At 70.6% G+C, this 20,891-nt stretch carries 14 protein-coding genes; 1 reads left to right on the top strand and 13 read right to left on the bottom strand.

Annotated features, from left to right (window positions below):
• Positions 1-50: 50 nt before the first annotated feature.
• From ACF062_RS18035 to ACF062_RS17980, 12 genes are all read right to left on the bottom strand, one after another.
• A complete protein-coding gene (locus ACF062_RS18035; protein ID WP_392139201.1) occupies positions 51-2,798 on the bottom strand; it encodes a hypothetical protein in 2,748 nt (915 codons plus the stop codon).
• Positions 2,795-4,051, bottom strand: a complete 1,257-nt coding sequence (locus tag ACF062_RS18030; protein WP_392139200.1) for an FG-GAP repeat domain-containing protein — start codon at positions 4,049-4,051, stop codon at positions 2,795-2,797. Before ACF062_RS18030 ends, ACF062_RS18035 begins: the two co-directional genes overlap by 4 nt.
• 35 nt (positions 4,052-4,086) lie before the next feature.
• Positions 4,087-5,028 carry a myo-inosose-2 dehydratase gene (gene iolE / locus ACF062_RS18025; protein ID WP_392139198.1) on the bottom strand — a complete coding sequence of 314 codons (942 nt, stop codon included), beginning with the start codon at positions 5,026-5,028 and terminating at the stop codon, positions 4,087-4,089.
• 27 nt (positions 5,029-5,055) lie between these two features.
• On the bottom strand, positions 5,056-6,768 hold the full coding sequence (locus tag ACF062_RS18020; protein ID WP_392139197.1) for a pyranose oxidase: 1,713 nt from the start codon (positions 6,766-6,768) through the stop codon (positions 5,056-5,058).
• Entirely contained in the window at positions 6,765-8,582 is a 1,818-nt protein-coding gene (locus ACF062_RS18015; protein ID WP_392139195.1) for a glycoside hydrolase family 15 protein, read from the bottom strand. The genes ACF062_RS18020 and ACF062_RS18015 overlap by 4 nt, the downstream gene beginning before the upstream one ends.
• Positions 8,583-9,407: 825 nt before the next feature.
• Complete coding sequence (locus tag ACF062_RS18010) at positions 9,408-11,816, bottom strand: hypothetical protein (protein WP_392139194.1); 2,409 nt, start codon at positions 11,814-11,816, stop codon at positions 9,408-9,410.
• Positions 11,817-12,290 carry a hypothetical protein gene (locus tag ACF062_RS18005; protein WP_392139192.1) on the bottom strand — a complete coding sequence of 158 codons (474 nt, stop codon included), beginning with the start codon at positions 12,288-12,290 and terminating at the stop codon, positions 11,817-11,819.
• Complete coding sequence (locus tag ACF062_RS18000) at positions 12,287-13,768, bottom strand: PrsW family glutamic-type intramembrane protease (RefSeq protein WP_392139190.1); 1,482 nt, start codon at positions 13,766-13,768, stop codon at positions 12,287-12,289. The genes ACF062_RS18005 and ACF062_RS18000 overlap by 4 nt, the downstream gene beginning before the upstream one ends.
• Positions 13,769-13,863: 95 nt before the next feature.
• Positions 13,864-14,157, bottom strand: a complete 294-nt coding sequence (locus ACF062_RS17995; protein ID WP_392139188.1) for a hypothetical protein — start codon at positions 14,155-14,157, stop codon at positions 13,864-13,866.
• Between the two features lie 285 nt (positions 14,158-14,442).
• Complete coding sequence (locus ACF062_RS17990) at positions 14,443-15,651, bottom strand: hypothetical protein (RefSeq protein ID WP_392139186.1); 1,209 nt, start codon at positions 15,649-15,651, stop codon at positions 14,443-14,445.
• Between the two features lie 556 nt (positions 15,652-16,207).
• Positions 16,208-17,149, bottom strand: a complete 942-nt coding sequence (locus ACF062_RS17985; RefSeq protein ID WP_392139184.1) for a hypothetical protein — start codon at positions 17,147-17,149, stop codon at positions 16,208-16,210.
• A 159-nt stretch (positions 17,150-17,308) separates the two neighbouring features.
• Positions 17,309-19,306 carry a hypothetical protein gene (locus tag ACF062_RS17980; RefSeq protein WP_392139182.1) on the bottom strand — a complete coding sequence of 666 codons (1,998 nt, stop codon included), beginning with the start codon at positions 19,304-19,306 and terminating at the stop codon, positions 17,309-17,311.
• A 145-nt stretch (positions 19,307-19,451) separates the two neighbouring features.
• Between ACF062_RS17980 and ACF062_RS17975 the strand changes: the two genes are divergently transcribed.
• Positions 19,452-19,886: a VOC family protein gene (locus tag ACF062_RS17975; protein WP_392139180.1), complete on the top strand. Its 435-nt coding sequence runs from the start codon at positions 19,452-19,454 to the stop codon at positions 19,884-19,886.
• A 320-nt stretch (positions 19,887-20,206) separates the two neighbouring features.
• On the opposite strand, the gene ACF062_RS17970 is transcribed toward ACF062_RS17975, so the two are convergent.
• Positions 20,207-20,776, bottom strand: a complete 570-nt coding sequence (locus ACF062_RS17970) for a hypothetical protein (RefSeq protein WP_392139178.1) — start codon at positions 20,774-20,776, stop codon at positions 20,207-20,209.
• Between the last annotated feature and the right edge of the window lie 115 nt (positions 20,777-20,891).

The following is a 20,891-nucleotide window of genomic DNA, read 5'->3' as shown; positions in this document are numbered from 1 at the left end:
AGTGACAGTGACGTGAACGGGGAGCGCCGGCGCGAGACGCGGGCGGGTGGTCACACCCCGGCGGGGCGTGCGGAGGCGGCATCCCCCGCCGTGGCGCCGCCGTTGACGAGGCGGTCCCTGAACTCCGCGTGGCAGAACTGGTACACGGGCCCGACACGTCTGAGGACGTTGAGCAGTCGGGCGTCCTCCATGAACGCCACGGGATGACGCGGCAGCCCGCGCGTCGCGGCGAGCCGCAGGCCGGTCTCCCGGTACGCGAAGTAGGCGGTGCTCGACATGGCGAGGAGTCCGGCGGCGAGTCCGACGGACAGGTTCGCTTCGGGGGTCCACAGCGAGTAGGCGAGGACCTGCACGCCCGTGTCGTCGCTCTCCGCCAGGCCCGCCAGGACGGTGATGACCCATTTGGCGAGCAGCGGCACCACCGCGAAGACCATGAGCGCGACGGCGACGGCGCGGTCGCCGCGCAGTGTGGACTGCGGGGTCTCCTGTTCCAGGTCGGCCGGCACATGGGCCCAGCGCAAGATCGCCAGCCCTGCCCCGAACAGGACGCCGAAGAAGGCCCCGAGCATGGCTGTCGTGGTGAACCTCTCCCACCAGGGCAGGTGGGCGCTCCAGGGTTCCACGACGGAGAGCGCGGCGCCCAGGCCGATGCCCACCAGCATCCCCCGGCCCATCGACGCGGGGAGCATGGCCCACAGCAGGCGCCTCGGGGCGCGGAACTCCAGCCGGGTCGGGCGGGAGGAGCCCCTGGTCGGGTCGAGTCCCGCCATGATGCCGACGATCAGCAGGAAGATGCAGGAGTGGTACGTCGCGTCCTGGCTGACGAGTGCCAGGTCCCCGGGGAGGTCGATGAAGGAGACCTCGGTGGCGGACGTTCCGGGCTGCTGCCGGATCGACAGATACGACAGGGCGCCGGCCAGTTCGGTCCCCAGCCAGTAGAGCAGGACGAACACGAGGGCCTTGCGCAGCCGGGCGGCTCGACGGCTCGTGCTGTCCGGGTGCCACCCGACCCGCCGCCGGAGCAGTGAGACGCCCAGCACGGCGAGGGCCAGCAGCGCCATGAACAGGGTCCAGACGAAGGCCGCCCGTAGCCAGGTGTACGGTGCGACCCCCGACGCCATGCCCGCTTCGGCGGGGTCGACCGTCCGCGCCCAGCTCTCGATCACCGCCCCCACCGCCAGGGAGAGTGGGAGGATCACGGCGCAGCCGACTCCCGAGCGGCGCGCGATTTTCGTGACGGTGGGCAGCCGTCGCCGGTCGCGCCGCAAAAGCCCGGTCCGCGGTCCCGCCGGCCCGGCCCCGTTCCCGTCGCCCGGCCCGGCCCCGTCGCCGCCCACCCAGGCGAGCCGGATCACCGCCGTGACCGCGACGGCCGTGGCGAGCGTGATGGCCAGGAAGCAGACCAGCCGCGGGAACGGGGAGAGCGCCCAGTGGAAGTACTCCCCGGCGACGCCCCCGGCCCCGAGTCCGGCCATCGCGCCGGCGATCGGCGCGGACAGCGGTCCCGCCGGGTCGGGTCGCAGCGTCCGGTGCAGTTCCCACCAGGCGATGTCGTCGGTGCCCTGGTGCTTGACGTGCGCGGCGAGGAAGGTGAGCGTTCTGCGGGCGTCCTCGGGCCGCCAGCGGGCGGTGGCGGTGCGGCGTACGTCGGGGACCGAGGGCGCCGACGCGGTGGGCTGTGCGGAGAAGACCGCGGGGACCAGCGCGTCGAGGAGTTCACGCTGGAGGCCGGCCGCGTCGGTGCAGCGGGTGAGGTCGGCGGGGTCGCCGGCCGGTGAGGTGTGGACGGTGCGGGCGAGCCAGACGTTCAGCGGCACCGACAGGGCTCGGGACACGGCGCTGCGGGGCCGTTCGGTGAGTTCGTCGATCACCGGCTGCCATGCGGCGGTGCGCCGGGGCGGGACGGCGCTGCGCAGGTAGTCCGCCACGTCCGCCGGTTCCACCGGTTCGGCGACGACCACGGCCGCCGCGGTGATCACGTCGGTCTCGGCGACCACGCGGTGGTACTCGGCCGTGCGTGAGGTGAGGATCAGGGGGCTGTGTACGGCGACGGCGTGGTTGACGGCCGCCAGCGCCTTGGGCCGCAGTTCGGCGGGGAGTTCGTCGGCACCGTCCAGGACGGGCAGGATGCGTCCCTCGGCGACCAGTTTGCGTGTGGGGTCACGGCCGTACGTCTCGTGGTTGCGCAGCGCCGGGTAGTCCTCGTGGATGCGGCGCGCCATCCAGTCAAGGAGCGTCTCCTTGCGTGGGTTCCAAGGGGCCAGGTCGAGCAGGACCGGGACGGGTTCACCGGGCTCGGGGGCGCGCAGGAGTTCTCGTACGAGCAGAATCGCGAGGGCCGTCTTGCCGGCACCGGGATCACCGAGGATGACCAGTCTTCGGCGGGGCAGGGCGCGGAAGGCCTCGACAAAGGCGTGGATGTCGTCGCTGCGGCCGGACAGGGTGCGGCCGACCATCCGCGCGTGGTCGCCGGCCTCCGTCTGCCCGCTGTGCCAGCGCACGGCCAGCGGGTGGGGGTCCAGCAGCCCCTGTGCGGCGGCTTCCTCCGTCCACTGGCGGCGCACCATGGCGGCGAGCGCCTCCGCGGCCTGGTCCAGCTCCGCCTTGGTGGCGGGCGCGGCGGGGCGCGTCCGGTGCCATGACCAGCTGAGCAGGCCGGCGGTGGCGGAGATCAGGACGCTGAGCGAGGTCGCGGCGGCCTGTGCGCCCGCGCCGACCACGAGGGCCACCACCGTGGCGAGCGCCGCGATGCCGACCGCTCCGATGACCCAGGGCCACCAGGATCTGTCATTCCTCATGTGGTGGTGGCTTCGATGTCGTTGCGGAACAGGCAGAGCTTGGCGTCCTTGGCGTGGAAGTACTTGTCCACCTTGTAGGCGATGGTGGCGAAGTCGAGCCGGCCGTCGCCGTTGAAGTCGCCGAGTGCGATCCGCCCGGCGCTGTCCGAGGACACCCGCCACTTGGTGAACACGCCGGCGGCGATGTCCAGCGCCTTGTAGTAGAAGACGCCCTGCCAGGGGTACGGGCCCCGCAGGGCCACCAGGAACTCGTCGTCGCCGTCGTCGTCGAAGTCCGCGCAGATGATCTGGTGGCTCGTTCCCTCGCCGAGCTCGTTGGGGTCGCCGAAGACGTCGAGCACGATCCGGCGCCAGGTCGCCTCGGTCACGGGGGTGCCGGGGCGTTCCTTGATGTACGCCGCCACGGTGTTGCCGTGGAAGGGCTCGGTGGCCACGACGTACGCGTGCGGGTCGGCGCCGATCCGTCCGGCGCCCACGTCGCTGCTGCCCTTGAACCCGGTCTGCTCGAACCGCTCCTGCTCGCCGGAGCCGATGTGCGTGGTGGTGAAGCGCTGCTCGCGCGCGTCGTAGTGGAGCCAGGTCACGCCCTCCTCGGAGGCGAGCAGGACCGAGTCGAGGTGCTCGCTGCCGGGCAGTGGGTTCTGCTGGATCTCCGCTCCGTGGATCATGCGGAAGTGGCTGTCATCGATGATGTGCTTGTCCCAGGGCCTGCGTACGTCGTCGTCGGGGCTGAACAGCACGACGGGGATGAGGGCGTGGACGTGGCGGCCGCTCACGGTGGGCAGGGCCATCAGCTCCAGCTTGCGGGTCTGGGTGAAGTGGCCGAGGCGCAGCCGGTGCATGCCGGTCTCACGCCCGATGTAATGCCGCTTCCAGCGGGTCTCGGAGTCGAACTTTCCGGTGTTCTCGATCCAGTCGATCTTCCCGCCCTGGGGGTCGGGGTCGTCGATCCGTCCGCCGGCGCCGTACAGCTCGTAGCAGACCACGAGGTCCGGGTAGCCGTTGCCGGTGATGTCCCCGTAGTGGGCGCCGATCGGCATGTGGAAGCCGTCGGCCACCAACTGCCGCTGCCAGCCGGGGTTTCTGTACCAGTAGATCTCGCCGAGGTAGAGGCCGTGGCCGACCAGGTCGGGCCGGGTGTCGCCGTCGATGTCGGGGGCCTCCAGCCAGTAGCCCTCGTTGAGGTTGTCGTGCAGGACCTCCCGGGTGAAGCGGGGGACGCGGATGTTGAGGGGTGTGCTTGCGACGCCCATGGGGGTGCCTTCCGATACGTGTGTGTGGGGGTGGGTCAGTTCAGGGCCTCGGCCAGGTAGGCGCGGGCGGTCTGGGCGTAGTGGAGCGGCGGGTGTCCGCCGCGCGGGTCCTGCTCGGCCTCCACGACCAGCCAGCCACGGTAGGAGTCGCCCGGGCGCAGGACCTTGAGGAAGGTGTCGAAGTCGATGTGGCCGTCACTGTCGCCGGGCACCGTGAAGACGCCCGCCTCGACGTATTCGCGGAAGCTGCCGGCGGCCAGGGTGCGGTCGGCGTGGACGCCGCCGCGGACGTTCTTCAGGTGGACGTGGGTGATGCGGTCGCGGTGCCGTTCGACGATGCCCGTCAGGTCGGCCCCCGCCCAGGTGAGGTGGCCGGTGTCCAGGAGGAGGCCGACGTGTCGCGGGTCGGTGTGCCGCATGAGCCGGTCCACGTCCTGCTCGGTCTGGACGCCGGTGCCCATGTGGGGGTGGTATGCCAGGGTGAAGCCCTGACGGGCGGTGATCTCGCCGATCCTGTTCAGTCCGTCGCACAGATCGGTCCACTGCTCGTCGGTGAACTCCGGCTTGTTGCTGCGCAGGCTGAGTGCCTGGAGGTGCACGGACCTGCCGAACTCCGCGGCGCCGATGACACGGGTCTTCACCGGGGGGCCACCCGCGTTGAACCGCTTGAGGAACTCCAGGACCTTCAGCAGGTCGCGGGCGCAGCGCTCGGGACCGTCGGGCACGGTGAAGTACGTGCTCACCCATGGTTCGCTCACGCTCAGGCCGCGCAGGTGCATCGCGGCGGTCAGCGCGTGGACGTCGGTGGTGAAGGTGTGTCCGATGCTGCACCCTTCGAACCCGGCGAGCGCGATCTCGCTGAGGCACTGTTCCATCGGGATGTCGTTGCCGATGAGCGGGAAGTCGTCGCTGGTCCAGCAGGTGGGGGTGATGCCGAGGTGGATGCCGTCCGGGGGCGGGGATATGTGTGCCGGCATGGTGGGGTCCAGGGGTCGGGGAGTCGGTCAGTGTCCGGGGTGGCCCTTGACGATGGTGTCGGCCGCGTGCACGGCCGTGGCGACGCTGGTGAGCGTCGGGTTGGAGGCGTTGCCGAAGGGGTGCAGGCCGTTGCCGCCGAGGTAGAGGTTGTCGATGTTCCACACCTTGGAGTACTCGTCGACGACGCTGTCCAGCGGATTGGTGCCCATGCGGGTGGTGCCCGCGATGTGCAGCGGCAGGCCGGGGGTGAGGAAGACGGGTTCGGAGCCGGGCATGAAGCCGCCGAGTGCGGAAGCGGTGCGCAGCATGTGTTCGTTCATGCGGTCCGTCTCCTTGCGTTCGGCCTCGTCGAGGCAGAAGCGGAAGGTGGGCTGGGGCATGTCGAAGGTGTCGCGCAGGCCGCGGGAGAAGGTGACCTTGTTCTCGGGCCGGGGCCGGGAGATGCCGAACCAGCGCAGGTCGACGATGAGTCGGGGGTCGACGTTGGGCGGTACGGCGCCGTAGGTGAAGGCGTCCCGGTGGATCTGGCAGTGCCAGGGGCGTTGGCCGGTGACCAGCAGGGCCAGGTTCGGGTCCCGCTCGTCGGGCGGGAAGGGCACCGGGTCGGCGCACTTGTCGCCGGAGCGCAGCCGCTTCAGCTGGGCGGCGCGGTAGCGGGCGACCCGGTCGGCGGCTGCCTCGGCGGGTTCGTCGCCGTGGCCGGTGGTGGTGCGCAGGATGTCCTCGATGTGGTCCATGTGTTCCTGCTGGAGCACCACCTGGCAGAAGGACATGGGCTGTTCGGTGAGGTAGCGGCCGAGTGCGGGCAGGGTGACACCTGAGTTGAACAGGAGCTGCGGCGTCGGGATGACGCCGCACGCCACCACGTATGTCCCGGCCCGCAACCGCATTTCGTCGCGTACGTCGCGCAGGTTGCGCACCGCGGCGTACTGGACCTTCTGGTGCTTGCCGGACCCGGTGATCTCCAGGCGGACGCACTGGTGCTCGGGCAGCAGGGTGAACGAGCCGCGCGGCGGCGTGTGGGAGGGGTCGGCGAGGTCACCGAGGACGGTGTCGGCGGCCGACCACGTCACCGCCGACGTCTGGGCGGAGTCGGCGCGGTCGCTGACCGCGAGGGGCAGTTCGCTCACGTCGGTGAACTCCGCCCCGGCCCGCTGGAGCACCCGCTTGACCAGCAGGTGCCGGGCGGAGGAGGCGAAGACGGAGGTGTTCCGGGCGAGCAGGGACTCGGCCTCGTCGTAGAGCTCGTCCATCTCCTTGTCGTCGATGGGGTAGTCCTGGCCGCCGTACCGCCTTTCCACCTCGGGGTGGAAGCGGGGCACGGCGCAGGTCCAGTGGGTGGCCATGCCGCCCACCGCGTACGTGGCGGCCGCCGCGGGCAGGTTGAGGTGCTTGCGCTGCTCCGGGTTCTGGTTGCGCAGCGAGAAGCCGGCGTACTTGTCCGGGTCGTACGAGAACGCCGAGGGGTCGAGCGTGAGCACCGGCTCCCTGTTGGTGGCGGTCGACAGAGGGAGGAGGTTGCCCTTGATGACGGACACGAACAGGTCGATGTTCTTCTGGAACAGGTAGCTGTTCTTGAGGTGTTCGCCGTAGCGGCGGGACAGCTGGGCCCCGGCGTCGATCATCAGGACGTGCTTGCCCTCCTCCACCAGTTTGCGGGCGAAAGTGCACCCGACGGGTCCGCTGCCGATGATCAGTACGTCGGCTTCGGTGGCGATGGGCACATCGGTGTCGTTCATGGACGTCCTTTCGACATGTTCTCGTCGTCGACGCTGGTGATGTCCGTCGAACCGCTGAGCCACAGGGCGCTGTTGACGAGCCCGACCATGCTGAACGCCTGCGGCGTGTTGCCGAGGTGGCGGCCGGTGGCCGGGTCGTACTCCTCGGCGAGCAGTCCCACGTCGTTGCGCAGGTCCAGCAGCCGCTCGAACAGCTCCAGCGCTTCCCGGCGGCGGCCCGTGCCGTGCAGCGCGTCGGCGAGCCAGAACGTGCAGACCAGGAAGGTGGCCTCGGCGCCCGGCAGACCGTCCACGCCGCCGTCCGCCTCCGGGCGGTAGCGCCGCAGGAAACCGTCCTCGCCCAGCTCCCGGCACACCGTGTCGACGGTGCCCCGGACCCGCGGATCCTGCCACGGAAGGAACCCGACCCGCGGCAGCAGGAGGAGCGCCGCGTCCACACCCTTCGACCCGTAGAACTGGGTGAAGGTGTTCCGCTCGGCGTCGAAGCCCCGCGCGCAGACCTCCTCGTGAATGCGGTCGCGCAGCTTCTCCCAGCGGTCCACCGGTCCGGGGCAGCCATGACGCCGCACCGAGCGCACCGCCCGGTCCAGGCCGGCCCACGCCATCACCTTCGAGTGGACGAAGTGGCGCGGCTCGCCGCGCACCTCCCACAGACTCAGGTCCGGTTCCCGCCAGTTGCCCTCCAGGAAGTCCAGGAGCGCTCGCTGCATGTTCCACGCCGTCTCACTGGCGGCCATCCCCGCCTCGCGGCCCACGTAGAGGCATTCGAGGACCTCGCCCCATACGTCCAGCTGGAACTGGCGGGTGGCGGCGTTGCCGACCCTGACCGGGGACGAGTTCTCGTATCCGGAGAGCCATTCCAGCTCGTACTCGGGCAGCCGCCAGGCACCGTCGAGGCCATACATGATTTGCAGGTCGGCTGGGTCACCGGCGACCGCTCGCAGCAGCCAGTCCCGCCACTGGGTCGCCTCCTCCAGGTACCCGGTGCCGATGAGCGCCTGGAGCGTGAACGTGGCGTCGCGCAGCCAGCAGTAGCGGTAGTCCCAGTTGCGCGGGCCGCCGAGCTGCTCGGGCAGCGAGGTGGTGGCCGCGGCGAGGATGCCGCCGGTGGGCCGGTACGTCAGGGCCTTCAGGGTGAGCACGGAGCGCCGTACCGCGTCGTCCCACGGCCCGCGGTACCGGCACCGGCTCATCCAGGCCCGCCAGAACCGCTCGGTGGCCTCGATGGCCGTCAGCGCCTCGACCGGCCTGGGGCGACTGACCAGATGGGACGGTTTGTACGTCAGTACGAAGGGCACCTGCTGGCCCGCTTCGACGGTGAACTCGGCCCGGGTGGTCAGGTTCTCGCCGTACACCTCCACCGGGGTGTGCAGCCAGAACGCGTCCGGCCCGGCCACGGCCCGCAGGCCCGTCCCCGCACGGTGCACCCACGGGATGATCCGGCCGTAGTCGGGACGCAGTCGGAGGTCCATCCGCATCGGCACGCGTCCGCTGAGGCCCTCGACCACGCGCACCACGTCGGCGGCTTCGCCGCGCAGCGGCATGCAGTCGACGACGCGGACGCCGCCGTCGGCGGTGTGCCACTCGCTCTCCAGGACCAAGGTGTCGTCCCGGTACCGGCGTTGCGTCGCGGCGCCGCCCGCGGCCGGGGCCAGCAGCCACCGGCCGGCGCTGTCGTCGTGCAGCAGCGCGGCGAAGCACGCAGGCGAGTCGAACCGGGGCAGGCACAACCAGTCGACCGACCCGTCACGCCCTACCAGGGCGCCCGAGTTCAGGTCGCCGATGAAGGCGTAATCCTCGATGGCACTGACCATTAGGACACTTCCCTCACACCGGCTTTCCTCGCGCGGACCGCGGGTCGCATACCTGCGCTCATGGCCGTACTACGCCCGCGGCCGTACTACGGAAAAGACGCATCGGCACAGCGGCGGACCCGACTGGAACCCATCGGGTGGCGGCCTTCGGCAGGGCTACGCGGCCCTGCCGCCAACAGCACGCGCCACGCGAAGGCATGCTGATTTCTGATCTTGATGGCCCAGGAGCCGGGCCGGGCGCGCACGGGGGTGCCGGGCGCATGCGGGTGGACAACCACCCAGCGCCCCGGCTGTCGGCGCCACGCCCCGACTGTCGGCACCTCATTCAGGGTGGCACAAAGCGGAGGCAAGCGCGATTTGTCATATGCCCGGCGACATGGGCAGGATCCCACGACGTCCCCCGGTGCTGTTCCGGAGCAATGAGACGGATCCGCGGTCGTTCGCGTGCTCAGTTACAACGTCCGCTCCATGCGGCTGGCCGCTGTGCGCGTTGCGGCCGCTTACTGATCGTTTCCCTAGGGCGTCGACCGTGTAGGTGAGCAGCGGGAGGAGGCGCCACGTTCGACGCGGTGTCGGAAAGGGCCGCTTGGACCTCCCCAGGTTTCCGCGGCCCTCTCCTGATCAACCTTCCATCCACTACCCCGACGTGCTGCTTTCACGCCTCCGCCCCCGAGCTGCCGGGGTGGGCCCTGCACTTGAGGGCGGTTGGTACGAGCAGGCCTCGATCGTTCTGAGCTGGTTCCTCAGCCGACTTTGCTTCCTGCCTGCGCGAGGCGACCGACCCGGACCTCCCGTCAGCGGCACGCGCGGCCCGTGCGTAACGGATCAGGGGCGTCTGCGCGGGCCGCCTGTCGCCGCGCGGCGCAACGGGCTCGTCGTACGGGTGCGCAAGCGTCGGCGGCGCCACAGCGACAGGGCCAGGGGGACGAGCAGCAGCGGAAGCAGACGGACCGCCCAAGTGCCCGCGAACTCAGAGTCCGCTGGCGCTCCACGGCCGGTGGCTGCCTCACGGGGAGTGGGGGCGCCCACCCATAGCGTGCCTTCGCTGCCGGTGGCGGCAGGGACACGGAGGGAGCGCTCCACCTGCTCGGGAAGTGTGCCGAACTCCGCTCCGAACGCGCCGTCCGACTCCTGGCGGAGAGGAACCCTGGTGAGGTCGACTCCTCCGTACGCGTACCGCCTGACGTATGTCGTGCCGGCGCTGGTGGACCGGTCCGTGACCTTGAACTCGCCCTTCGTGTAAGAGGCGCGGAACTTGTCGAAGGTGTGCCGTGGTGTCCAATCGCCGGTGATTTGCCAGTCGGTGATGTCACCCGAGTTCACCAGTTCGCCGTACGAGGTGTCCTTCGTGGTGCTCAGTTCGCGATACCACTCGGCGGCCACCCGGGCGAGGTAGACGCGGCGCAGGGCGGCGTATTCAGGAGCGGTGTTGATGGCCTTTCTGAGCTTGGGCAGGACGAGGGCGCGGTCCAGCTGTTCGTTGTGCTCCTCAATGGCCTGATCCTGGTGCGGGCAGGTCGGGGTGTCGCCGGACCTCGCGGAGGCCGCGTCGTGCTCCGTCTCCACCTTGACGTCGAGGGGCGCGTCGAGGATGTAGAGCTTGTCGCCGTCCTCGTATACGGACGCGGGGGCGGGGACGATCCACATGCGGGACGCCATGCAGTCGCCCCGGATGCCGTTCCAGAACCGTTTGCCGAGCGCGGTGTGCGGGTGGATGAGGCGGCCCACGGTCTTCTTCATCTCCAGGTCGGCCTCCAGCAGGACACGTCCGGCGTCCGTGCGGCCCAGTCGGTGGTCGACGATGCGGTCAGGCTGGTCCGGGTGGAGGTTGACCCAGAAGTCCGCGGGATTGAGGGAGAGCCATACGAAGAACGCGTCGGAGCTCTGGGAGGCCACCGCGCGTCCGGTGCTGGTGCGCGCGTCGCCCCGCAGCGGATCGAAGTCGGCACTGAACGAATACCGCAGACCGCTTCCGTCGCCGGGGTCCGCGAGATGGCGCAGCTCCATGCTGGAGAAGTCGATGCCGCCCGTTGCCATGCCGGGGGCGGCGAGCATGCTGCCCAGGCCGGTGCCCGCCTGTTCCGAGGACCGGCTCCCTGAGGTGTCCTGCGTCGCGGCGCACGGATCGGCGGCTCGGACGGCCGCCGCGAGGACGAGCGGCCGTCCGGCCGGGCCGATGGGCGCCGCGCCCCGGTCCGAGCGGGCACCCGGAGCCGGAGCCGGGCAGTCTTCGGGGCGGGCGAAGATCGTGGCGAGCAGGGGGCCGCGTTCCTTCTCCAGTACCTTCCTCACCCCGTTCTCCCCCTCCAGGTCGATCTGCAACTGTTCGTAGGCTTCGTCACTGCGTGTGCGTCGTTCTTCCTTGAAGGGCTTCTTCACCTCTTCGATCCTCATCGCGCGCGCCTCGGGAGCCAGGTGTGCGGCTGCCTTCCGCGCCTGTGCGACGGCTCTGTCCAGGCGCCGGAACTCCTCCACCGTGAGGCCGTATCGGCGCCCGTAGACGAGCGGCGTGGCCTTGGAGTACAAGGGAGCGCACATCTCGCACTGCTGACGTTCCGAAGCGCCCAGGACGACGGCCTCGTCGCCGATGCCGAGGTCGTCCAGCCGCTCCTGGATGAGCTGTTCGGAATGGAGTGACCGTGCGACGTTCAGCGCGCCCAGACCGAAGAGATGGGTCACACCTTTGGCATGCAGTCGCCGGACGACAGATGGCTCCAGGTGACGCCGTACGTCGGCGAGTGCGACGGGCGAGGACCGCCACACCCTGTCGCCCTCGATGGTCAGGGCGGCCTCACCCATGAGGCGCTGGATCTGTACGTCGGTGAGGCGCGTGGGATCGAGGAAGACGACCGCCCCGTTCCGGTTCGCGTCGAAGGCCACGTCCTTGTCGCGCCGGTCCAAGGCCACGGCCAGTGAGGAGTTGCGCACTTCCCACAGCAGGAAGCGCAGCTCCGCGATGGGCCGCAGGGCCGGCCTCAGCAGCGGGTTCCCCTGCGACTTCGACAGGTCCTTCCCCTGGGCGGCCCCGGCCGGCCGTTTGTCGCCGCTCCCGCTCGGCCGTTTCTCGTCCGCCGTGCCCGGTCGTTCGTCGCCCGCCGTGCTCACCGGGACCGCGCAGAGCGACGCGAGAAGCGCCAGCAACAGCGCCGTCAGCCCTTGTGTCCAGGCCTGCCCGCACGACAGCGGGCCGCGCAGGGGGCGGCGTGACGGCGAAGGCCGGCTGAGCCTCGGCATCTAGGGCCCCTCGTGTGGGCGGCGGGTGGCCGTGCGCGGGTCCGCGTCGCATTCCGTCGAGGCGGTCGCACCCGGGGCCGGCTCCCTGCCGCTCACGTCGTCCATATGGTCCGCGTCGTCCATGTGGTCCGCGTCGTCCATGTGGTCCGCGTCGTCCGCGTCGTCCCGCACAGGGTGCTCGGCCACGGCCTGGGTGAAGATCTCGTCGATCACGGCCAGGTCGGCCTCCGTTTCGGCCCGCGAGCGGGAGCACGCGAAGGCGCACCACAGCCCCGCGGTGAGGACGGCGAGGGCCCACGCACCGGCCACCGCGCCACCGGCGATCGCCTCGGGGCACTCACCGATGTGCAGGGGCAGCCCGCCGTGGTAGGTGGGAGCCGCGCACTGCGCCGAAGCGGGCGAAGGCGTGCCGAGGACGAGGATGGCGGTGGCGGCGGCCAGGGCGGAGTGCCGCGCGATACGGGGACCGGTCACGACAGTGCCTCCCGGGCGGGCAGCGGGGACGGTTCGGAGGTGGGCATGCCCTGCAACTCCGCCACGACTGCCCGAAGATGCTCCGCGGACGGGATGAAGATGTCGGCGCCGGGCCGTCGACGGTGCCAGCGCTGGGTGGCGAGGTCGAGCTGTGCCTGCTGGAACCGCACGAGATGGCGGAGTCCCGCGACGCCGTCACGCCGCCACACCCGCAGCTCCAGCAGAAGGCGGCGGCGCGGGCGGAGCAGCAGGTCGATCTCCGGCCCGGTGACCGCGCCGCGGCCGGACGCGGCCTCGGCGTGCAATGCGTGAGCCACGCCCGCGGCTTGGGCCTTCAGGCCGCGGCGCAGGATCAGTACGCACAGCGCCACGAAGACGCCCGAGGTGAGGACCGTCATCACCGGGATGCCGACGAGCAGCCCCACGGTTTCGTCGGGGTACCACCGCGCCCTATGTCCATCGAGCCGCATGAGAAGCACGTCCGTGCCGAAGTGCGCGCCGATGGCGGCCATGAGTCCGCCTCCGACGGTGAGCATCCGGTCCCTGCGGGCCGGCAGCCAGCGGGCCGCGCCGATCCCGGCGCCCGCGAGCGCGGTGAACGTCGCGTGGGCCGCCAGGAGCCCGACGACCTGCCGGTCCCAGAGCTGGCTGTAGTGGTGTGCGGAGTTGACGAGACCCAGGTGGTGCACGGTCTCCGTGAGGTTGAAGCCGAGCCCGACCGCGGCGCCGAGGACCGTTCCGGACACCACCCCGTCGATGTGGCGACGGAAGAGCAGGAAGAGCACCACGACTCCGGCGGTCTTTCCGCATTCGGTCATGACGGCTGTACCTAGGGGAAACAGCGTGTAGAGCTCGCGGAAGCCGTCCAATGGGTGCTCCCACGAGCCGGACATGAAGTAACCGGGTACGGACCGCTGCATGCACGTGATCGTGACCAGGCCGAACCCGCCCCCGATCAGCGCTCCCCACCCGAAGCCGGCCAGCAGCAGCCATCCGGGCATCCGCCGGTAGAGCTGCACGCGGTGCACGAGGAGCAGCGCCGCCGGCGTGAAGGGCAGGCAGAGCAGCAACTGCGGCGCGTTGCCGCCCATACCGGCCAGCGGCATGACCGCGAAGGGCAGGAGCAGAGCGCCGAGAATGCCCCACTGGCAGGCCCGTACGGTCCGCTCGGACCGCATACCCGTCGCGTGGCGGGCCTCGGACGTGCCGGACGTGTGACGTGCCTCCCGTGTGCCGGACGTGTGCTGCGCCGCCGGTGTGGCGCCGGGTCGGGTGAGCAGCAGCATGAGGCCGAGCAGGGCTGCGACGCCCCACCCGACGGGGAGCAGGATCCGTGTCACACGGAAGGGCGTCGGCTCCGGCAGCAGGAAAACCTTCAAGAAGGCCGAACGCGAGGTGGGTTCGGGTGCCGTCCAGGAGATGAACTGGGCGGCCATGTACATACCGGTCAGCACCAGCGCCACGGTGATCGCGCCCACCAACCCCGCCCGGGGGGCGTACCTGGGCGGCTCGGCCGGTTTGGGCGGTAGGGACGGCAGGGGTGGCACGGGGGGCGAGGCTTCGGGGCGCGCGGTCATGAGGCACCGCCGATCTGCGGGAGGTCGGGCAGGCTGGGGTACGAGGTGGGAAGGCTCGGCACGGAGGTCGGCAAGCGCGTCGGCGGCGGCACGGGAACGTCGGCCCCAGGACCGGCCGGAAAGCCGGTGGGCAGAGTGGTCGGCAGATCAGTCGGCAAGCCGCTCGGGAGGTCCGTCAGCCCCGGTGGAGTCGGTACGTCGACGGGAAACGGCAGCGCCGGAGCCGTGGAGAGACCGAGCAGGAGGGCGATGCCCGCGGCAGCGGCGCCGATCGCCCCCACGGCTGTCATGAGACATACGTAGGGCCGGGGACCGAGCTCGTGCTCCGGCTCGGGCTGGGGCTGGGGCTCGTACGGTGACGTCTGTTCTGTCGCCGTCCGGTCGCCGTGTTGCGGCCGGTCGACCGGATCGTCTTCTTGTACGGCGGATGCCATGGTTCCTCCTCAGATGGCGCCGCATGGGGGCAGTTTCGTCGGGCGCCTCAACGACCGCGGCCGGGATACGGCTCAACGACTCGCAGCTTGCGACTCACGGCTTACGGCTCGCGACCTGCGGCTCGCGGCGTGCCACTCTGGTCAGCTCGCGCCGAGGGCGTTGTCGGCGTGGGAGCCGAGTTTCTTCAACAGGCCCTTCGAGCGGCTGGGCCCAGTGATGCCGTCGACCTGCCGGGTCGCCTTGGTCTGCAAGGTCAGTTGTACGAATCCGTGCCATTCGCCCGCCGCCTCGACTGCCTTCCGCAGCTCGGCCCCACCGATCGTGCAGCCGCGCCGGACGGTGGCGCCCGGTTTGGCGGTGGGCAGCCGGACGGTGCACGAGCCGACGTCCCTGTACAGCGGATCGCCGAGCCGGTAGCCATCCTCGTCTTTGTGCATCACAGCCGTGAGGTCGAGTGCGTACCGGGCGGCGACCGACTCACGCGGCATGCGGTTCGTCAGGCCGAGGGTCACGGTGGCGGTGTGGCACAGCGCCCGGCACGCCTCATCGACGGTGTGCGAGACCTCTTCGTCGGTCGGCTCGGCGCTGATCGGCACGACGGACGGCAGGGAGCGGATCGCCGAGCGCATGGCCGCGTAGGTGTCGCGCGCGGTCGCCGCGCTCTCCTTGCGCACCGAGAGTTCCACCGCCGCCGTGTCGAGCATGTATTCGTAGGACTCGGCGTCACTGTCGTGCCGGGCGTCGAGCCCCGAGTAGCCGAGCAGCCGGTGCGGTGCCCCGGCCGCGACCCAGTAGGTGCCGGCCCCGGTGTGCTCATCCCCGGCGACGGCGACAGGCGCGGCGTCGCCGGGCACCCCGTCCGGTCGCGGGAACCGCTCGGCAGCGGAGGACGGCGCCGCAGTGGCGGACGGCACCGGCGGTGTACCGCCCTTGGCACTGCCGTTGCCATGTGCCGCGGACGTCAGGGCCGTGCCGAGCGGGGAGGGGGCGAGCCAGTCCAGCTTCAGGCCGAGCACGTCGCGGGTACGGGCCGGCCGGCGGATCTCGACCCAGCGGCCGGCGTGCGCCTTGGCTTCCTCGACACCCAGCATGTGCAGCATCACGCGATCTGCCTTCGCGAACAGTGCCGCGCCCGCGACCGACACGACCTGCGCCTCATGACCGTCGGCGGTCACGGTGCCGAACACGTCACCGCTCCCCATGGCGCGCAGGTCGGCGGTGACGCCTGTCGACGCGGGGGCACCCGGCGACGACCTCTCCGGAAACCGGTCGTCGTGCCGCCACGAGGCCGACCAGTGCAGAACTCTGGCCCGCTCGACCGCCGCGCCCACCTTCTTCAGCGACGACACCGGCGGACGATCCGAGCCCGTGTCCGGGCTCTGCCCCGAACAGGAGAGCAGCAGGAAGGCACCGAAGACCGCGAGGACACCGCGAACGAGGGCTGGAAGCCTACGCGTCCATGCGCGACAACTCCGGTTGCGGTGAAGGCAGTTGGTGCCGAGCTTGGCGCCGACGACGCGCACGTGGCCGCTCCCCGTATTTCGGCCCTGTTCCGCCCAGCATGTGCGCCGCTCACCGGAGTGCAACGAGGGGGAGACAGGGTCTGGTCGGTCTTCACCGCACCGAATCAATGACGTTGACCGGTAGAACGCCTTGACGTGGGAAGGGTTACGCACCCGTCGCTGCGGAGGCCGCACCAACGCCAGGTCCCCGCTTCGGAGGCCGCCCACTTGGTCCCAGACGGGCCGGCAGCCGGGCGAGCTCCGCTTCGAGCGTCTCCGCCCGGGCCCGGGCCGCCGCCTCCCGCGCCTCCAACTCCCCGCTCCACGACCCCTTCAGCGTCGCCTCCTCCACCCACACGGCAGAGACCCGACCACGCCGCCGCCCCTCGTGCGCAGTCGTACGTCAGCCCGCCCGCTCATAGGTAAGGACGGTCTTCGGGCGGTTGCCGATCTTGCGTAGGCGCAGCGGGCCGTCCGAGGACTTCACGTCGAAGTCGTACTTGAGCTCGTCCAGCGGGCAGTTGACGGTCCTGGTGCCCTGTTCGAGCTTGAAGTTGTTCATGTACAGGCCGTGCTGGTCGATGCCGGTGACAGTGGCGCTTCCCTTGCATCGCGGGCCGGTGCGGGTCTCGATGACCACGCGTGCGAGTCTGCCCGGCTTGACCTGGTGGACGGTCAGCTGCTGGCTGCCGTCCGTGGCTCGCCACCGGCCCACGAACCAGGGGTGGATGGGCTTGTACTCCGTGGCCACCTCGGCGAATCCGGAGCCTTTGCGCCAGGTCAGCGTGGTGGTTTGCACGCTGCTGGGATAAACGAAGTCCACTCGGGCCCCACCGTCGCTGATGCGGGCCTTCGGCCAGTACATGTAGCTTTTGGTCGGGTTGGTGGTCCAGGAGGAGAGGTCCCCGGTGGCGATGGCCGCGATCACCTCTTGCGGTTCTTCGCCGTCCCTGCAGTACTGGCCGAAGCCGGCCGCGAGCCACACGGTGTCCCGGTACGCCTTTGCCCTGATGCCCTGACACGGTTTGGTGCCGGTCTCATAGACCGTCTTCCGGGCGGACCAGGCGTCGTCAGAGGCGCGGCGATGCTGTGCCTCCAGGCCGCGGCGAGTGAAGCGGAGGGACACCTGCCGGCCGTCGGACAGTTCGAGGACGGTGTGGTCGTCGTCGTTCTCGACGACCCGGGAATCAGGCTTGTTCTCGGGTTCGCGGGGGGACTTCGTGTGCTTCGCGCCGCTGCCGGACGGTCCCCTGTCCGATTGCTCGGCTTGCTCGGCGCAGCCGCCGACGGCCGTGCCGAGCATCAGCACCGCTACCGCCCACGCCGCCGCGCTCTTCGTTCTCATGCCGTGTCAGCTCCCCTGTACGCCGTGCCGCGATGCCCGGTCCGGTGGGTGGCACGAACTCGGCGATGCTAGTCGGTGGGCGGCCCGCCCCGCTCGGCCCCCCGGCACGGTGCGGCCCCGGCGGTTGCGTCACTCGTCTCACCCACAACCACGATCGGTTCAGCACCCCGCGCCCCGATTGCCGTGGGAACGCGTCCGCCAGGCCCGGGCGAAGAGTTCGGGCAGGGGGCCGGCGACGGGCCGGGAGCGGACCTTGTGCCCGATGACCCGGACCCCGAGCAGCTCAGCCTTCCAGGTCTCCATCGGAGGGTAGAACTTGTCCCCGCCCGCCCAGTCGCCGGGCAGGAATACCCCGCGCCCGGCCCGGGCTCTGCGGTCGGCGACCGCCAGACCGACCTCGACGAGTGCGGCCGCAACCGCTTTGTGGTGCGCGGGAGTCCACCGGTTGAAGCGGCGGATACGGCGGTCAGTGGGCGCGGGCAGAGCGAGCAGTTGCAGATACAGAGTGGCGGCGTCCGTATCCAGACCGGTGGTGGCGACCGCCTCCTCGACCACCTCTGGTGCGGACAGCCGCGGATCGGACTCGTAGCCGCACGGCGGCAGAGCCCCCTCGGTTATGCGCTGCACGATCCTGTCGAACTCGGGACCGCGCACCCGGCGGACCAGCGCCAGATGCGAGTCCTCCACGTCGACCATGGTCTCCAGGCGCCGCGAGCGCTCGTCGGCCCCGTAGCGGCCGGGCCGGAAGTACACGCTGGGCGCCTCGCGCTCACCGCGCCGGTCGAACCCTGCCTCGGACACGACGACCAGACCGTCGTCCAGCGTGGGATGGGCAAGCGGCTCGGCGGCGTCCAAGTAGGGCAGGGCCCCGGGGAAGCCCGGCAGCAGTTCCGCAACGGTGCGGCCGCGCAGGCTGCGGCCGCGGGCGGAGAGCAGCAACTCCGGGTGGGCCAGACGTTCCCGCAGCAGCCGTACGGTCTCGGGGACACCCCGGCGTACGGGATCTCCTTCGGGAAGCTCGGCGTACACCCAGTCGACGGCGTCGCAGACCACGGCGAGGAGCTCTCGGAAACGGAAACCCTCGTCGCCCTCCCATCCGCCGCCGCTGATGCTGTTCACCCGCAGCCGGGTGTCCGGGTCGCGGGTCAGCCGCGGCTCGCGCGCGGGATCGGCGAACACGGCGCACACGGCTGCCGGGGCCATCCGTACATCGCTGTGCTCGGCGGCGACCGCGAGCGTCGACTCCGGCACGGCGGGGCGTACGCCCTGCTGCCTGCGCCAGGCCTCGGCGATCCGCTCGGCGAGCGCCAGCTGCCCGCCCTCCAGCCACAGCTGTTCGGGGTCAGCGGGCAGAGCGTCGGCCAGCAGGTCGAGGCGCTCGGCCACCCGCAGGACCGCCAACTCCCGCTCACCGGCCTCGGCTTCGGACTGCTTGAGCCCCATCACCTTGCGCGCCTCGGCATCGAGTCCCCGGTACCCGTACTTCACATCGGGTATTCCGGCGAGCAGCAGCGCGGCTCCGGCCCGGCTCAGCCCGGTCCGTTCGGCGAGCACCGCGGCCGCCGCGCGGTCCCAGGGCGCGGGGCCCTTCTCCCGTACGAGGTGCACGAGGCGCCGCAGCCGGCCAGGTGTGTCCCAACCGGCCTCGGGCACCGGCTCGGTGGCCGTGATCAGGCCTGGTGCCGACGGCTGGGCGGTGCCGGTACGCAACTCGACGAAGCGCTGCTCGTCCCGGCCGGCGCCGAGCCCGTGCAGAGCGACCACCGCACCGTCGTGGGTCCGAGCGGCCCACGTGTCCTTGTCGGCGAGTTCGAGGACGCCCGTCCGCATCCGGGCGCGAGCCTCCGGGTCGGCAAAGGGAGTTTCCGCCCATATCTCCAGCATCGCCAGCTGGACCGCGCGCAGATGGTCCTGCACGTGGAAGGAGCTCGCCCGCAGGGCCACGGCGCCGCACCGACCGATGAACCGGTACCAGTTCCAGCCCCGGTGTCGCGCGGGCGCCTCCTCACCGCTCCCGGTCAAGTAGTCGCCGACCTCGGTGAACGCGGTGAGCGTGCCGGGTCCCCAGTGTCCGGAACCTTCGATGAAACCGTTGAGGGCCTGGGCGATCCACTTCTCGTCGAAGGGCTGTGCGGGGCGTATCGGGGTGCGGGGCATGGGGCCATCCTGCCGGATCGCGTGCCTTCCTTGCGCCGGTGCCGGGGCACGTTGGGGTACACGTACCGCCGATACCTGGAGGCAGTAAGGCAGATCGCGGGGCCATGCAGATGATCGAGGCGGAAGCCCTTGGTAGGGTGCGCCGATGTCAACGATCAAGCAGTTTCAAGTGACCTTCGACTGCGCTGAACCGGCGCGCCTAGCCGCCTTCTGGTGTGAGGTGCTGGGGTACGTCGTACCGCCGGTCCCGGAGGGTTTTGTCACGTGGGAGGAGTACCACCGCTCGCTGCCGCCCGAGGAGCAGGTGATCTACTTCGCGTGCAGTGATCCCTCGGGTGTGGGTCCGCGGCTTCTCTTCCAGCGAGTTCCCGAAGGCAAGGTCGTGAAGAACCGGCTGCATCTCGATGTGCGAGCCGGTACCGGGCTCGTGGGTGAGGAGCGCCTTGCCACACTTGAGGCCGAGTGCGCCCGACTGATCGCTCTCGGCGCGGTACATGTGCGAACGATGCGTGCCGACGGCGAGAACGAGTCCTGCATCGTGATGCAGGACCCTGAGGGCAACGAGTTCTGCCTCGACTGAGCCCCTCCGAGACTGCCAGGCAGGCGACGCCGTACATTGCGTGGCGCACGCCGTCGCCTCTCAGGCGGCAGTCGCGCAACCGGGCCCGGCAGTCGTTGCTGTTGCCCGGCAGCGGCCGGCCGACAAGTCGGCACCCTCACGACGCGGCGCGGGCACCAACTTGCTGAAGACGGGCGGGCGCAGCCCGGTAATCGGGTGCCGTCCGCCTGCCGAACGTGCTGCGAGCAACGGGGCGAGTGCCCGGCAGGAGACACGGATGGTGCTTCACCGCTCCTTGCTCCTTGCTCCTTGACGGGTGATCGAGCTGCCGATCGCCGGTGTCACGTCGGTTGCAGGACCCAGGGGCCGGCCGAGCGGACCATGACGAAGCCAGGTACTGGAAGGGTGATACGCCCCCGCAGGCCCCCCTCCTGCTTCGCCGACATTGGTCGGCCGCCGGTGTCCATGCACACCAGGTGAGTCCAGTTCTCGTTCCCCTCCAGAGTGAAGGCGAACGTTCGGCACGGTCCCGCCCAGCGCAGAAGTGTGGGGCCGGTGCCGCGCGTCTCGCCGGAGAGGGCAAGGACACCGATCTCCTCCTCGGGCAGAGTGCGTAGGTACCAGCGGGCAACGCCCGACGCGCCTGGGCGCGTCACGAGCACATGGGTGTACTCGGCGGGGAGGATGAAGGGGTATGACTCGGAACCGAAGGTGGAGATTCCGATCGAGGCGTCGCGGGCGCTGAGGTCGCGGGTTTCGATCGCTCCGGTGGCGGAGAAGTAGCTGAACGGTCCCCCTGAACGAAGAGTCAGGAACGCGGGCTCCCCCGCCGGGCGGGGGACCGGCACGAGCCTGCCACGCCAGCCCCGCTCTGATACGCCCGCGCACGATGCCCGGTTCTGCTGTGTCATTGTCCCCCCAGTGACCGCAAAGGCCGGAGACTACACCTTCTCTAGAGTGTGAGCACGGCCGACTGGGGCGCGGACGCCCTGGTCGGTGTCGTCGCGGATCTGTTGGACGGCCGAG

This window comes from Streptomyces sp. NPDC015345, from assembly GCF_043078805.1.
Taxonomy (GTDB): domain Bacteria; phylum Actinomycetota; class Actinomycetes; order Streptomycetales; family Streptomycetaceae; genus Streptomyces.
The sequence above is the reverse complement of the archived record's forward strand: the minus strand, read 5'-3'. Positions and strand labels throughout refer to the sequence as shown.